Annotated in this window: 11 protein-coding genes and 1 pseudogene; 9 read left to right on the top strand and 3 right to left on the bottom strand. The window is 72.2% G+C overall.

Translation table 11 applies throughout. The features are described 5' to 3' along the window. Positions 1-144: 144 nt before the first annotated feature. Genes ACZ6JY_RS11270 through ACZ6JY_RS11260 form a run of 3 tightly spaced genes read left to right on the top strand, consistent with a single transcriptional unit; the run spans position 145 to position 4958 of the window. On the top strand, positions 145-3174 hold the full coding sequence (locus ACZ6JY_RS11270; RefSeq protein ID WP_469194586.1) for an ATP-binding protein: 3030 nt from the start codon (positions 145-147) through the stop codon (positions 3172-3174). A 55-nt stretch (positions 3175-3229) separates the two neighbouring features. Next, positions 3230-4090, top strand: a complete 861-nt coding sequence (locus ACZ6JY_RS11265) for an SAM-dependent methyltransferase (protein WP_469194584.1) — start codon at positions 3230-3232, stop codon at positions 4088-4090. 49 nt (positions 4091-4139) lie between these two features. Further along, the gene (locus ACZ6JY_RS11260) at positions 4140-4958 is read left to right on the top strand and encodes a methyltransferase domain-containing protein (protein ID WP_469194582.1); all 819 of its coding nucleotides are present in this window, start codon (positions 4140-4142) and stop codon (positions 4956-4958) included. Positions 4959-4974: 16 nt separating this feature from the next. Here ACZ6JY_RS11260 and ACZ6JY_RS11255 read toward each other — a convergent pair whose 3' ends face one another. Further along, positions 4975-5721: a class I SAM-dependent methyltransferase gene (locus ACZ6JY_RS11255; RefSeq protein WP_469194580.1), complete on the bottom strand. Its 747-nt coding sequence runs from the start codon at positions 5719-5721 to the stop codon at positions 4975-4977. A gap of 241 nt (positions 5722-5962) precedes the next feature. Here ACZ6JY_RS11255 and ACZ6JY_RS11250 point away from each other — a divergent pair, with 241 nt between their 5' ends. Then, positions 5963-7333 (top strand): phthiocerol/phthiodiolone dimycocerosyl transferase family protein, encoded by a 1371-nt coding sequence (locus tag ACZ6JY_RS11250; RefSeq protein ID WP_469194578.1) that lies wholly within the window; start codon positions 5963-5965, stop codon positions 7331-7333. A 44-nt stretch (positions 7334-7377) separates the two neighbouring features. Then, entirely contained in the window at positions 7378-7830 is a 453-nt protein-coding gene (locus ACZ6JY_RS11245; RefSeq protein ID WP_469194576.1) for a hypothetical protein, read from the top strand. Here the strand turns inward: ACZ6JY_RS11245 and ACZ6JY_RS11240 are convergent. Continuing rightward, the gene (locus ACZ6JY_RS11240) at positions 7730-9256 is read right to left on the bottom strand and encodes an MFS transporter (RefSeq protein WP_469194574.1); all 1527 of its coding nucleotides are present in this window, start codon (positions 9254-9256) and stop codon (positions 7730-7732) included. The genes ACZ6JY_RS11245 and ACZ6JY_RS11240 overlap by 101 nt on opposite strands. Positions 9257-9753: 497 nt before the next feature. On the opposite strand from ACZ6JY_RS11240, the gene ACZ6JY_RS11235 reads away from it, so the two are divergent. Together ACZ6JY_RS11235 and ACZ6JY_RS11230 are read left to right on the top strand one after the other, a co-directional pair. Continuing rightward, positions 9754-10941, top strand: coding sequence for a S1 family peptidase (locus tag ACZ6JY_RS11235; RefSeq protein WP_469194572.1), 1188 nt, complete (start codon positions 9754-9756; stop codon positions 10939-10941). A 128-nt stretch (positions 10942-11069) separates the two neighbouring features. Continuing rightward, positions 11070-11978: a helix-turn-helix domain-containing protein gene (locus ACZ6JY_RS11230; RefSeq protein ID WP_469194571.1), complete on the top strand. Its 909-nt coding sequence runs from the start codon at positions 11070-11072 to the stop codon at positions 11976-11978. 47 nt (positions 11979-12025) lie between these two features. Here the strand turns inward: ACZ6JY_RS11230 and ACZ6JY_RS11225 are convergent, their stop codons facing one another. Beyond that, positions 12026-12415, bottom strand: a complete 390-nt coding sequence (locus tag ACZ6JY_RS11225) for a hypothetical protein (RefSeq protein ID WP_469194569.1) — start codon at positions 12413-12415, stop codon at positions 12026-12028. An 87-nt stretch (positions 12416-12502) separates the two neighbouring features. On the opposite strand from ACZ6JY_RS11225, the gene ACZ6JY_RS11220 reads away from it, so the two are divergent. Both ACZ6JY_RS11220 and ACZ6JY_RS11215 read left to right on the top strand, forming a co-directional pair. Next, positions 12503-13354, top strand: coding sequence for an alpha/beta fold hydrolase (locus ACZ6JY_RS11220; RefSeq protein WP_469194567.1), 852 nt, complete (start codon positions 12503-12505; stop codon positions 13352-13354). 128 nt (positions 13355-13482) lie between these two features. Beyond that, a pseudogene (locus tag ACZ6JY_RS11215) lies at positions 13483-13829 on the top strand (mycothiol transferase); the annotation flags it as partial. Positions 13830-13951: the final 122 nt, after the last annotated feature.

Below are 13951 nucleotides of genomic sequence, written 5' to 3'. Positions count from 1 at the left end.
GGCCGGGGTGTGTCGACGTACCGGCGGCCCGAAGAATCTCCACCCCGCTCCGGCATTTGTCCCGCTTCGGGTGGAGTTGACGGACGTCCGGCCACCCTCGACGATTCCACCCAAGCCGATCTGACCAGGCACAAGGGGCTGCGGTTGTCATCACGTGTACACACCCCCCACATCGACCCGACTCCCTCGTCCCGCTCCCTTCTCACCGCCGCCGAGCTCTTGCCGGTCCCCCGGTCCGGACCGCGCCTGCGCGGCAGGGAACGGCAGTGGGCGCGGCTTCTGCATCTGCTCGACACCACCCGTTCCGGCCCCCGGCGAGGCGGCGTCGCCCTCGTCGAAGGACCGGCCGGCGCCGGCCGCAGCAGGCTCCTGAACGACGCCTCGGCGGTGGCGGCCCAGTGCGGCTTCTCCGTCGCGTACGCCGGCGCCGACGAAGTCCGCCGCGCCATCCCCCTGGCTCCCCTGGCCACCGCACTGGACATCGGCACCGAAGCGGAACTCCCGCACACGGATTCCGGGGCCACGGCCGACCACTTCGCCCGGCTGGTCGACCGGTTGCAGTCCTCGCTCGGCGAACGGCTGCGCCGCGGCCCCGTGGCCGTCGTGCTCGACGACCTCCAGTGGGCCGACACCGTGACGCTCGCCGCGCTCGGCCCTCTGGTGGCGCGCTGCGCGGCCCAGCCGGTGGCGTGGGTGCTGGCCCGCCGTACCGGGGAGGCGGATTCCCTGCCGGCCAAGTTGTTCGCGGCCCTCGGCGACGCCGACCGCTCGGAACGGGTGCACCTGCCGCCCCTGGACGACAGGGCCGTGGCGGAACTGGCCGCCGACCGGCTGTCGGCCGAACCCTCGCCCGAACTGCTGGCCTGCGCCAAGGCCGCCGACGGCAACCCCGCGGCGCTCGTCGCACTCCTCGACGGCCTCGTCGAGGAGCGGCGGGTACGGGTGGCCGAAGGGCGCGCGCGGCCGGTCGAGGACATCGGGAAAGGGCCGGCGCCGCGCCGCTTCAGCGATCTGGTCCACGACCGGGGCGCGGCCCTTCAGCCGGGCACCCGGCTGCTGCTGGACGTGGCCTGCATCCTCGGCCGGGCCGCCCTGCCCGAGGACATCGCGCAGATACTGGGCGAGACCACGGCCTCGGTGCTGCCCGCCCTGCGGGAGGCGCTGGACTCCCGGCTCGTGGTGTGCGAGGGCGACGCCATCGCGTTCCGGCACGAACTGGTCAGGCAGGCGCTGCTCTCGACGCTGCCCGGACCGCTGCGCGGGTCCCTGCACCGGCAGGCGGCAGAGATGATCATCGGCAGGGACGGCGGTGTCCTGCCGGCCGCGGCCCATCTGGTGCACGGCGCCCGCCGTGGTGACACCCGGGCCGTGACGGTGCTGTGCTCGGCGGCCACCGCGGTCGTGGCGACCGAGCCCCGAACGGCGGTCGAACTGGCCCAGCGCGCGCTGGAGATCGCCGGTCCGCTGCACCCCGTACGGGCGAATCTGGTCCGCGTCGCGGTCGAGGCGCTGGCCCGCTGCGGCCCCCTGCCCCGAGCGATCACGCTGGCCGAGGAGTCCCTGGGCGGCGCGCTGCCGCAGGAGCAGGCCACCGTGCTGCGGTGCGAGCTCTCCTCGGCGCTGCTGCTCGCCGGCCGGGCCGCGCGGGCCGTGGCGGTGGCCGGGCCGCCCCCGCCGGGCACCGCGGCGGCCGAAGGCCTCGCCGAGCGCATGGAACTGGGCAGGCTGCACGGCCTCGCCGACCTGGACGCGGCGGCCGCCGAGCGTGAGACGCGGCAGGAGATGACACGCCGGGGCGGTCCGTCCGCCGGGCTGCGGTGCGTGCTGGCCCGGTCGCACTGGCACGCGGGCCGGGTCGGCGAAGCGCTGCGGCAGGCCCGCGCGGCGGTCGGCTCGGCCGACGGGGAGCACGGCGTCTGCTGGCCGTTCCCGCCCCGTCTCGCGCTCGCCACCATCCTCACCCACCTGCGGGAGACCACGGAGGCCACGGCTCTGCTGAGCCCGCTGCGCGACGAGATCGAGGCCGAGGGCCGGCCGGTGCTGTGCGGCGCCGGCATGATCCTCGGGTCGTCACTCGCCCTCGCCCGTGGCGCCCTGGAGGAAGCGGCGGCCCAGGCCACCGAAGGGCTCGCCGCCGCGAACGAGGCGGGCATGCCGCGGTACTCGCCGCTGGGATGGCGCACCCTGGCCGAGGTCGCGCTGCGCCGAGGAGACCTCGCCGCGGCCGACGAACACGTCAAGCACTTGACGCAGGCGGTGGCGGAACAGGGTCTTGACGGTGCCGCGGCAGCCGCCTCCCGGGCGGGCGCCGCGTGGATGTCGGCGCAACTGGCGGCGGCACGGCGCGACCTGGAAGGACTGGACTCCGCGCTGGCCACCGTCCACGCGGACCACAACGCCCTGCGCCCCCTGCTCTGCGAGGAACCGGCGGCGGCCGCCTGGCTGGTGCGCACCGCGGTCGACCGGGGCGACAGGGAGCGGGCCGAGGAGACGGTACGGGCCGCGCAACGGCTCGCCGCCGACAACGCGGACGTACCGTCGCTGCTCGCCGCCGCCGCGCACGCGCAGGGGGTGCTCCAGCAGGACGCCGACGCACTGCGGCGGGCGGCGCAGACACACCGCGATCCGTGGTGCGGGGCCTCCGCCGCCGAGGACCTGGGAGCGCTGTGCGAGGCCGACCGCGCCACGACGGTGATGGAACTCGAATGGGCCATGGCCAAGTACGCGCGCCTGGGCGCCGCACGCGACGAGGCCCGCGTACGCCGTCGGTTGCGCCGCCTCGGCGTGCGTCGGCGGCACTGGAAACACGCGGACCGGCCCGCGTCCGGGTGGGCGAGCCTGACCGACACCGAGCGCAGGGTCGCGGACCTGGTGGCACAAGGCCTGACCAACCGTCAGGTAGCCACCCAGATGTTCCTGTCCTCGCACACCGTCGGCTTCCACCTGCGCCAGATCTACCGCAAGCTGCGGCTGCGCTCCCGCATCGATCTGGCGCGCACCCACCCCGGAGTCGACGACGATCCCGGGCACCACGCGTCGGGCCGCGCCGCGCCGCCGCCCGGCGCCGACTCCCCCGCAAGCCCACGCGGCCCGGTACGTCATGCCCCGGAGACGCCTCTCGGGCCCGCCCCGTCGGCCCCGGGCCACCCGGGCGACACTACGCAACCGCGCTGAACGACCCGACCGACCTTGTTCCTGACCAGGAGAGCTTGCTTGCATACACGACGTGATGAACCAAGGCGTCGCACCGAACACCTCCCCTCCGCGCCCCGGACGGACAGCGGACGCCGCTGACCCCGCGCCGGAGACCGACACCTCGCTGCCCAGCCACGCGCGCATCTGGAACCACTGGCTGGGCGGCATGCACAACTTCGCCGTGGACCGCGCCGCGGGCAACCGCCTCGCGGCGGACAACCCCGGCCTCGTGGAACGGGTGCGCACCACCCGGCACTTCCTCACCCGTGCCGTGCGCCACCTCGCCCTGGAGGAGGGCGTCCGGCAGTTCCTCGACATCGGTTCGGGGCTGCCCACGGCCGGCAACACCCATCAGATCGCCCTCCGGGCGGCATCCGGGTCACGCGTCGTCTACGCCGACAACGACCCCCGCACCGTGGCCTACGCCCATGGCCTCCTCGCGTCCACCTCCCCGGAATCCGTCACCTACCTCCAGGCCGACCTGCGCGAACCCGACGCGCTCCTGGCCGCCGCGTCCCGCACGCTCGACCTGACGTCCCCCGTCGCACTCGTCCTCAGCGGCATCCTCGGCCATGTGCCCACGTACGAGGAGGCGTGCGGCATCGTCGCGAAGCTGATGGGCGCACTGCCCTCCGGCAGTTTCCTGCTGTCCCACGACGTGAGCGACACCGCCGACGACTGGCGCGCGATCCAGGCACGGCACAACTCGACCGCCGACCTCGCCTACCGCCTGCGCACACCCGAGCAGATCACCGGCTACTTCGATGGCCTGCGCCTCGTCGGCCCGGGCGTCGTCCCCCTCACCACATGGCGGCCGGACACCGACGACCCGTACTCCCACGAGTGGGCCGCCCTCGTGGCCGACGTCGTGGGCGGCGTCGGCCGCAAGCCCTGAGAACCGGTCCGCCGGCCGGTTCCGTTTCCCGCTCTCCCGGAGGCCCGCCATGCACGCCACTCCCACCTGGGACCCCCAGCGTCACCTCGACCACCCCGACCCGCGCACCCGCCCCTTCCACGACCTCCTAGCCCGCGTCCCCGATCTGCCCCGCAACCCGGCCCGCATCATGGACCTCGGCTGCGGCACCGGGTGCGTCACCGCGCTGCTCGCCGCACGCTGGCCGGACGCGCACATCACCGGGCTCGACAGCTCCGCCGACAGCATCAGTGCCGCCGCCGCGTTCGCGGGAGAGACGCCACAGGGCGGGCGCCTCCACTTCCGCCACGGCGACATCGGCCGCTGGACCCCGGAGGAACCGTTCGACCTCGTCATCTCCAGCGCCGCCCTCCAGTGGGTGGCCGATCACCCCGACCGTTTCGAGGACTGGCTGCGGACCCTGACCCCCGGTGGCGTCTTCGCCTTCCAGGTCCCCGACAACACCGCCTCCCGCGCCCACGCCGCCCTGCGTGACCTGTGCGCGAGTCCGCGCTGGCAGGACCGCCTCGGCACCGGCGTCCTTCCCGTCCACCGGGTCCACGACCCGGCCGACTATCTCGACCGGCTCTCCTCCCTCGGCTTCACGGTGGACGCCTGGGAGTCGACGTACGCTCATGTCCTGCCGGGCAAGGACCCCTTCGCGGACTGGACCACGGGGACGGGAATGCTGCCGCTGCTGAGTGCCCTGGCGGATGAGCCCGGAGCCGCCGAGGACTTCCTCGCCGCCTACCGCCGACGCCTGGCCGAGGTGTACCCGGCCACCGCGTACGGCACGGTCTTCCGGTTCCGCCGCGTCTTCGCCGTCGCCCGCAAGGACGGGGCGGTGTGACGGCGACCGCGTCGGCTCAGCGGCGGACCGCGTGCAGATACCAGCCAGGACCGACGATCCTGCCCTGGTCGTCGACCTCCACCCGCTCCCTGTCGATCGTCACGCCCAACCGGCGGAAGTGGGCGATGTCGTCGTCGGTGAGGGTGTCGGGGACCACCGCCGTGGTGAGGCTCGTGCGCCGGATCTCCGTGATGTCCCAGTGCGTGCTCACGATGGTGCGGAGGTTCTCCTCACTCACCACCATGGGCTGCTGGACACCGGGGGTCCCCGCCGCCCAGCACACCAGATGCAACTGGGCTCCCGGCTCGGTGACTTGATGCAGCGCGGCGAGGTACCGGTGGCGCTCGTCGTCACCGAGGCAGTGGTACAGCGCGCTGTCGAGGACGGTGGCGAAACGCCGCCCGGCCAGTTCCGCCAGCCGCGTGGCGTCCGCCTCGACGAACTCCACGTCGGCCCCGGCCGTCGCGGCGCGCTCCCTGGCGGTCCGCAGCACGGCGGGCGAACTGTCGAACGCGGTGACCCGGTGGCCCCGCAGCGCCAGCATGATCGCGTTGTCCCCCGGCCCGCAGCCCGCGTCGAGGACCGGGTCGTGGAAGTCCACCGACTGTTCCAGCTCGACGACCGCCGGCTGCGGTTCACCGATGTCCCAGGGCACTTTCGGATAGGGCAATTCCGTGCCCGCCACGATCGGCTGCCCGAGGTAGAAGGCGTCGTAATCGACGTTCTCCTTGGGGAGCAGCATTTCGGTCGGCTCGTCCGACATGGCATTCCTTTCCATTCGACGGTGGGGCAGCGACCATCGTGCGCTCGGTAAGTCCCTGTCCGGTAGGCATTCCGCCGTCACCAGGGACATGTCTACGCGACCGCGCGGCATGGGTCCCTCGCCACGGCGCCCACGTGAAGGGAGAGCACGCCATATCCCGGCGGCTCACGGGCCGTTCGGGGGATGCGCTGTCAGTCGCCGCCGCGAGAAGGTCAGCGGCATTTCAATGAGAGGTGGGGAAATGGAACGTCTCCTGTCGGACCACGAGGCCATGATGACCGCCGGTGACATGCGCGTGGTCACCGTCTGGGAACTGCGCGGGGACATCGACGCCTCGGCGCTCCAGGACGCGCTCGGACAACTCGTACGCCGCTATCCCGTACTCGGCGGAAAGCTGTCCCTCCAGGACGGAAACGCGTACGTGCGCATCACGGACGGGCAGCGTGCCCCCGTCCGCCTGGACCGGGGCACGGACCTGCGGCAGGAGCTGAACGCCACGACCGACTGGTCCGAAGGCCCCCTGTTGCGCATGGCGCTGATCACGGAAGAGCGAACGCGTGACACACCGGGGCAGACGCATGACACACCGGGGCGAACGTGTGACACACCGGGGCCGGCTCACCGGCTCGTCACCACACTGCCGCGGGCGTGCGTGGACGGCACCAGCGTCATCGCCCTCCACCAGACGTTCTGGTCCCTGTACACCGCCGCGTGCTCGGGGCGGCACTCCTCCACGGCGCCGGTCCAGCCGGTCCTCGCCCCGGCGATCGAGGACGCGTTCCACCACAAGTACGGGCCGGACGAGCTGCGGACATACGTGGCGCAGCGCGCGGAGACCGATGCTCTGATCCCCCCGGCCCGCCTGCCGTCACCGGCGTCGGCGGGGCCGGGACCCGGGCCCGACATGACGTTCGGAGCGGCCCGTGTCACCGTGGACGCCGCCCGCACCGCCGCGCTCGTGGACGTCGCCCACCGTCACGCGCTGTCCGTCAACTCGCTGGTGTGCGGGGTGTTCACCGCCGCCGTACGGCCCTCGCTCGAACCCGCCCGCGGGCCCGTCTCCGTGTGCTGCGGCGTGGCGGTGGACATGCGCAGGAGGGTGACGCCGCCCATCCCCGACGAGGTCCTCCAGTCGGCTGCCTCCGGCATGCCGGTCCGGCTCTCCGTCGACGACCCCGCCGACCCCCTCGCCCTGGGCCGCGAACTGTCGAAGTCCGTGCGCGAGGGCCTTGCCGCGGGAATCCCCGAACGGGAGCTGGCGGCCTTCCCGTACATGGCACAGCAGTGCCCGCCGACCTTCTTCGTCACCAACCTCGGCAGGATCACCCCGCCGTCCCTGCCGGGCGACCTCGTCGCCACGGGGCTACGGGTGCTGCCGATGGCCCGCATCCCCACGCTCTTCGTCGTCGTCACCCGCTTCGGCGACGGTCTCCACATCGACCTGCCGCTCAGCCGTGCCTGGTACACGGACGCACAGATCGACGCCCTCGCGTCGCGGACGCACGACGTCATCGACCAGGTCGTCGCGCCGCGCGCCCCCATGGCCGCGGATCGCGAACGGCACGTGCCGGAGAACGCGGGGCCGCGCCAGGGGCCACACGGTGACCTCTGAGGCGCCGCGGTCACCCGCCACCGCGGCCGACCTGACGTTTCGCCATGGCCGGCGTCGGCCTCGCCGTCATGGCCGAGATCGCGGCGGGGACCGCCCTGGCACCGAGCCTGCTCGGGCTGCTGCTGTTCATGGTCCTCCTGGGCCGGCACACCGACCCGGCCTCGCTGCGCACCAGCGCTCGCCACGCCGCGTCGGTGTCGCTGTGCGCCCTCACCCTGTCCGTCGGCTGCGGCATCGCGCCGGCCGCTGCCGCCGCGGGACTCCGCCAACGCCGTGACGGTGTCGGTGCTCACCTCGCTGGGGCAGACTTCGCCATGGGCGTGCTGATGGCGCTGATCACGGCCCTGCCGGGTGGTCTCGTACGGGATGGCCACGGCGCTCCGCGGCCCCCGGACGCTACGAAGGCCCGGCCCCGGAGGGCGGTGCCAGGCGGCGACGGCGACCGCCGCCGTGCACGCCGGCCGGCCGTCCGGCGGTGGCACGGGGCCGGTGGTTGATGAGGGCGGCGGCAGCCACGCCGGCCAGCGCGAGGATGCCGGCCGCGCACCACATGGCGGTGGAGTAGCCGTGGACCGTCGCCCGCGCCGTGAGCTGCCGGGCGGTGGCCGGGTCGAGGGGAGGGTGGTCGCGCAGGTGGGCGGCGGTGGCGGTGGCCGCGACGGTGTTGAGCAGGGCGGTGCCGATGGCGCAGCCGATCTGCTGGGCGGTGGTCACCATGGCCGAGGCGACACCGGCGTCCCGCGGCTCGACAGCGTGGGTCGCGAGGCTGACGGCGGGCATCAGAACGGTCCCCAGGCCGAGGCCCATGACGAACATGCCGGGCAGGACGATCGCGGTGTAGGAGCTGGTCGGGGTGATCTGGGCGAGGACGACGAGACCCGCGGCCCCGACCAGGAACCCGGACATCATCAGCGGCCGCGCGGGAACGCGTGGCGCCAGGCGGGTGCCGATCAGTGTCGCGCCGATCATGATGCCGACGGTCAGCGGCAGGAAGGCCGCGCCGCACAGCAACGGGCTGAAGCCGAGGTCGCGTTGCAGGTAGAAGGTGAGGAAGAGGAACAGCCCGAACATGCCGACGAAGACGATGCCCAGGCAGAGGTAGGCGCCGCCCCGGTTGCGGTCGAGGATCACGCGCAGCGGCAGCAGCGGTTCCCGCACCCGGGCTTCGAGCACGACGAACGCGGCCAAGAGCACGACCGCGCCGCCCAGCAGGGCCAGGGTCACCGGCGCGGCCCAGCCGTCGGACTCCGCCTTGGTCAGGCCGTAGACCAGGCACACCAGGCCGCCTGTGGCGAGCACGGCACCGGGCAGGTCGAGGCGGCGGCCGCGGCGGCGGCCGGCCCCTCGCTCGTCGGGGAGGTAGAGGACGCCGAGGGCGGCGACGGCTGAGAACGCGATGTTGATCAGGAGCGTCCAGCGCCAGGTCAGGTACTCCGTGAGCACCCCGCCCAGCAGGAGTCCGATCGCGGCTCCGGCGCCCGCGATGGCCCCGTAGATGCCGAACGCCTTGGCACGCTCCTTGCCGTCGGTGAACATCACCGACAGCAGGGACAGCGCGGCCGGCGCCAGCAGTGCGGCGAAGGCACCCTGGACGGCACGCGAGCCCATCAGCATGGAGGTGTTCACGGCCGCGCCGCCCACAGCGGACGCGGCGGCGAAGCCGATGGCGCCCACGAGGAAGGCGTGTCTGCGGCTCCACAGATCCGCGATGCGGCCGCCGAACAGGAGCAGTCCGCCGAACGCGAGCGCGTAGGCGGTGACCACCCACTGCCGGTTGGCGTCCGAGAAACCCAGGTCCTGCTGGGCAGAGGGCAGGGCGATGTTCACAATGGTGCCGTCGAGCACGACCATCAGCTCGGCGAGACAGATGAACACCAGGGCCTTCCACCGCCGGGTGCAGGCCTTGTGTGCCGGGCGAGCCATGCGGTTCCCCTTTCCGGGGTAACGGGAACGGACCTGCGGAATCCGGCCGTCGAGGAATCACCGACATGGACGTCATGGGGGACCTCTGGCGAAGCCGTGCTTTCAAGTCCTTTGCGTGCCGGACCTGTTGCTGCCGCGGTCCTTCCCACGTGGTTGATCAACGAGACGTGCCCCGCCGCGGCTTCCCCTGAACGAGTGACGAACGGTCCCGGCACGAGGTACGGGCGCGGGCGCCACCAGCCGACACCCGGGCGTACGGCCCCGCCCGCCCGGTAAACAGATTCAACGGCACTCTGTTAAAAACCTCCCCGGTCACGAACCTTGATGAGTCTCAGGCGGATGGGCGAAAGTCAGGGCGCGGCGGAGCCCCCACTTTCGCCGCCAGGCAAAAGCCCGCCTTCACGGGAAACGCACCCAAATCCCCATTCCGGGAATGTCGCTGTGCCCGGGATGCCGGAATGCCGTGTGGCCGCTGCCTGCTACCGGAAGGAATAAGAGTGCGCATTTCGCATAAGTCTGCCCTCATCGCCGCCGTCGGAGCACTGCTCTCGGTCACCGCCGTGACCACGACCCAGGCCCAGGCCGGCGAGGCCGCTCCGCGGTACCAGCCGGAGATGGTGCGGGCGCTCGCCGATTCGCTCGGCGTCAGCGAGAAGGCCGCCATCGCACGGCTCGACGAGCAGGACGCGCAGCAGAGACGGCTCTCTGCGCTGTCCAAGAACGGGATATCCGGCGACGGTGCCTTCTTCACCACCGGCGGCAAGCTGACCGTCAACGCCGACAACGCCGCCGAGGCCGGCAAGATCGAGAAGAGCGGCCTCAAGGCCCGGATCCCCGCCCGCGGCCAGGCGGAGCTGGACCAGATCAAGGCGAAGCTGGACGCCCTCGCCGCCAAGCGCGTCCCCGCAGGCGTGTCCTCGTGGCGCGTCGACCTCGCCTCGGACACGGTCACGGTCGAGGTCAACACCGGGCGGGGAGCGGCCACCAAGGCGTTCCTCGCCGAGGCCGCGAAGCACGGCAAGGCGGTCAAGGTCGTCAAGGGCCAGGAGAAGCTCACCCCGCAGGCCGTGATCTACCCGGGCAGCCGGATGACCTACAACGGCTACCTGTGTTCCGTCGGTTACGGCGCCCGCGACAGGTACGGCAAGCAGTTCCTGGTCACCGCGGGGCACTGTGTGGAGGACCTCCCCGTCCTCTCGTACAACAACGTGCGTTTCGCCAAGGCCACGCACTCCCGGTTCGCGGGCGGCACGCGCAGCGTGGACATGGGCATCGCGGCCATCGACGCCGGCAACTCCATCGCCACCAGCGTCGGCACCTGGGGCAACAGCAGCCCGGTCGCCGTCCAGGGCAGCCGCCGGGCCGCCTCGGGTTCCGCGCTCTGCAAGTCCGGCCAGACCACGGCCTGGACCTGCGGCAAGGTCAACTCGTACAACGTCAGCGTCACCTACACCGACCCGAACGGCGGCCCCGACACCGTGGTCTCCGGCCTCGGCAGCTCCACGGTCTGCACCGAGGGCGGTGACAGCGGCGGCGCCTACATCTCCGGCAACCAGGCTCAGGGCATGACTTCCGGCGGCCCCATCGGCCAGCAGTGCTCGGGTGTGAACTCGGGTGGTTCGTCCTACTTCCAGCCGCTCGATGACGCGCTCAGCTACTACGGCCTGACGCTGAACACCAACTGATCCTTTTCCGATCCGGGTCACAGGGGCCGTTCACCGGTTACGGTGAACGGCCCCTGCTCGGCGTATGGGCGATGGCACCGGCCGACGGACCGCGGAACGGCGCACATACGCCCACATCGAAAGAAATCATGACGAACGACCTCATTTCCTCAGGCCCGGACACCTTCGCGCTCGTCTTCCGCCAGGCCCTGCGGCACCGTGGGCTCTCCCTGGAGCGCATATGCGACCGCCTCCACGCCCAGGGGATCAGCGTCAGCCCTGCCACGCTCAGCCACTGGCAGCGGGGCCGCAGCCAGCCCGAGCGGCTCCAGTCGCTGCGGGCCATCGACGCGTTGGAGCCGATACTCGGGCTGCGGCAGGGCACGCTGCGCTCCCTGCTCGGACCGCACCGCCCCCGCGGCCGTGCGCTGCCGCACGACCCTGCCGCCGTCCGCGGTGTCTACGGCGAGAAGTCCGACCTCGAACAGGTTCTGGGCGAGGCGTTCCTGCACTTCAACTCCGACACCCAGGCGCTGGTCACCCACGAGACGGTGACCCTGGACGAGCATCGTTCCATCCGCGAGATCACGGTGACGAGCGTGCTGCGAGCCGTTCGGGACGGTGCCCGGCAGCTTGCCGTGGTCCACTTCCTCGACGCGCTGCCGACCGACGCCGTCGATGTCGTCGTGCGCGGCGGGGAGCTGGCCGACCGGCGCTTCCTGCCGGAGCTGCGCAGTGTGCTGGCGGAGATCTCCTTCGGCCGCCCGCTGGCCCGCAACGACACGGCGGTGGTCGAGTACACCGTCCACATCGGCCCGTCCTCCACGACCTCCTACTGTCATGAGCGCCGTCTCAGGGAATCCCTCCGGACCTACCTGCTGCACGTGCGTTTCCATCCGCTGGCGACCCCGACGAGCTGCCACTACGTGTACCGGGAACGCCTCGACGACGAGCCCCGGCACCGCCACCGGGTGTCCCTCGACACGTCCCACACCGCCCACCTGCTGCCGGCCAAGTGCCCGCCGGGTGTCTACGGACTGGAGTGGCAGTGGGACTGACCTCCATGGCGTGCCGACGACGGCGCCCCGCCGGGCCTCGCTGAGCGTCAGGGGAGCCGCGCGGACGCCGCCTCCAGCAACGTCCAGCCGTCGATCTCCCGTGCCCGCCGTTCGTCCGGCTGCCGGCCGTCGGCCAGCGCCTCGTCGAGCAGGGCCCGGACGGCGCCTGGTTCATGCAGGTTCAGGGACCCGCCCCGGACGAAACCCACGTCCCCGGAGCCGAAAGGGGCGCCGCCCGGCACGTAACGGCCCGGCGCCCGGGCGAAGACGATGCGCAGCGGGCCGCCGGTACCGGCCGGCTGCGGATACAGCGTGAGGGTCTGGCGGCAGTCCGCGGACCCGCCGCTTTCCCGTACGCGATGGTGGTGGCGGAGCGTCCACAGATACGCGCGCCCGTCGGCGACGAGCCGACGAGGCTTCTTCGGATGACGGGGCACGGCGCCAAGGGTACGACCTCTGCGGCATACGGCGAAGATCGTAAATCCGGTGTTCGCACACCCGCATGTCCCCTACATTGAAGCCCGATGACACTCCTACATGCCCATGACTACGGGGGCGTTGGCCCCCAGTTGGTTCTCCTGCACGGTTTCGGACGGTCGCTCGCCGACTGGGAGACAGCCGCTGCCCTGCTCACCACCGACCACCGCGTCCTCGGCCTCGATCTCCCCGGGCACGGCCGCTCCCCCGACGCCTCCCCCTGGACGATGTCCACCGCTGTACAGCTCATCGCGGACACCCTCGACGCGCACGGCGTTTCCGATGCCGTCGTGGTGGGCCATTCGCTCGGCGGAATGACCGCGGTCGAGTACGCCCGGGAGCACCCGGACCAGACCCGTGCCGCCGTGAATCTGGACGGCTTCTGGTGGGGCCCCGAGTACCCCGGCGCCGACCGCGTGAACGAGGGGCTGCTGGCGATGGCCGGGAGCGTCGCGCCCGCCGGGTACGTCGAGCAGAGGGTCGCCGACGCCGCCCGGCTCGGCATCCCCGCCGACCGCGCGGAGGCCGCGGCCCGAGCCGCCGCCCGACCGCTGCCGGACGGAACATGGCAGACGCTGCCGGAGCGGACCGCGGCGGGGGAGATCGTCGATGAACTCCACGGGGTCGGCGCGCTCGGCGTCACCAAGTGGGTGGCCGGGGTCGAGCGCCCGCTGCTCCTGGCCCAGGCGGGCCGGCGGCTGCCGTCCGCGCCGGGCATGGAGTGGTTCAGCGAGTTCAACGCCCGCTTCGCGCAAGGGGTCCGCGAGGAACTGGCGGTACTGGCCCAGACCCGGCCGACGGTCACGGTCGCCGAGGTCGAGGCCACCCACATCATGCACATGGAGGCACCGGAAGCGGTGGCGACGCTGGTGACCGAGTACGTCCGGCGACTGCCGTAGCCGTCCCTTGGAGCCGGGCGGGCTACGAGGTCCTTACCAAAGACGTCGTAGCCCGCTCTCGCCAGTCACGCCGCCACGCGGGGGCCTCGCATCCCGTTGAACCCCACGGCCACACAGGACGCGAAGCGATGCTCTGGAAGCTCGACGGGCTCGCCGAGTGCGACATCCGTCGGCCGCTGACCGCACCGGGCACCAATCTGCTCGGCCTGGTCAAGCACTTGGGGCTCTGGGAAGCGCGGTACTTCGGCGAGGTGTTCGGCCGGCCGTTCCCGATCGTCGACCGTTACCGATCCTCGACCGTTAACGATCGTCGGCCGTTACCGTCGGGTGTGGGCGCACTCGGACGGCACCATCGCCGCCCTCGCCCTCGGCTCCCCCGACCACTTGCCCTGGGCCGCGTCCCGACGTGGAGCTGTTCAACGGCCTGGTCCACTTGCTCACCGAGACCAGTCGGCACTCCGGACGAGGGCCCATAGCAGGGCGCTGAACTTGAGCCCGGTGAACTACCGCCCCCCGTAGGCAGGTTGCCTGATAACCGACACTTCGCTGAGCGCGGCTCGTTGCCCTCTATGGCACATGTCCGGATGGCTGCCCCGA

It is taken from the genome of Streptomyces sp. NPDC046335 (assembly GCF_055587985.1).
The sequence above is the reverse complement of the archived record's forward strand: the minus strand, read 5'-3'. Positions and strand labels throughout refer to the sequence as shown.